The sequence below is a fragment of the Shigella sp. FC1967 genome (assembly GCF_001743005.1).
Classification (GTDB): Bacteria; Pseudomonadota; Gammaproteobacteria; order Enterobacterales; family Enterobacteriaceae; genus Proteus.
The window spans coordinates 1-1021 of the sequence record NZ_MIIZ01001074.1; the positions used below are offsets into that span (position 1 = coordinate 1).

Below are 1021 nucleotides of genomic sequence, written 5' to 3' on the forward strand. Positions count from 1 at the left end.
AATAACAGCTCCTGCTTTGGCGGCTAAAACGGATACTTATAACTGTGAAGGTCAAAAAAATTAGAGTTTCTTTTCCTACTGAACAACTCGCTGTTATGTATTACAACAATGAAATTATTGTTTTAAAAGAAGCCATTGCGGCTAGTGGCGCTCGTTATGTCGGTGAGAATTTTCAAATTTGGGGTAAAGGAAAAAGGTGAGTTTAATTTAGCTACAATTTCAGAAGATGATGCAGTTAATGGACGTTTTGCTGAAGATAAAAGGGCGCACTTGTGAATTAGTAAAAATAAGGTAAAAACTTAGTCATAAATAAAGAAGAGGACAATTTATTGTCCTTTTTTATAAGAAAAAAGATTAAGTAAATATAATAATTTAAAGTAACAATAACGAGTATAGAAAAAATAATAACACATTTTTTATCACATAAATTAGATGGTCATAAAAAAATAAAATCAGTTATAAATAGAGTCTTATTGTGATTTTTAAAGGTTTTTTATGATTATTGAATATACATCTAAACATACTTGTCACTTATCTAAAATAGAGAAAGAAATACTGTATTCCTTATTAACAGAAAGTTTTGGTGGTGATTTTTCATTAGACGATTTTCAACACGCATTAGGTGGCATGCATATATTTGCTTATGATCAAGAAAAGATAGTAGGGCATGTTGCTGTAGTTCAAAGAAATATGGCGATTGATAATAATCCTATTGTAGTGGGATATGTTGAGGCAATGGCTGTTTTGAAGGATTATCGTCGACAAGGAATAGGTAAAGAGTTAATGATCCAAGCAAATGGTATTATCAAATCGTGTTATCAGCTTGGACTACTCTCTGCTTCAGAAGAGGGTGTACCACTATATTCTCTATTAGGATGGCATAAATGGAAAGGTAAGCTCTTTGAATTAAATCAAGGTGTTTATAAACAAACAGAAGGAGATGATGAAGGAATTATGGCATTAAGCATTCTAAATGAAATAGATTTAACTTCGTCACTATATTGTGATTTTCGTTGTTGGG

Annotated in this window: 2 protein-coding genes; both read left to right on the plus strand. The window is 31.1% G+C overall.

What is annotated here, in order from left to right:
* Positions 1–44 precede the first annotated feature (44 nt).
* A complete protein-coding gene (locus BHE89_RS26405) occupies positions 45–200 on the plus strand; it encodes an MliC family protein (protein ID WP_286146291.1) in 156 nt (51 codons plus the stop codon).
* A 295-nt stretch (positions 201–495) separates the two neighbouring features.
* On the plus strand, positions 496–1021 hold a 526-nt coding region (locus BHE89_RS18470; protein WP_128860712.1), incomplete at its 3' end, for a GNAT family N-acetyltransferase.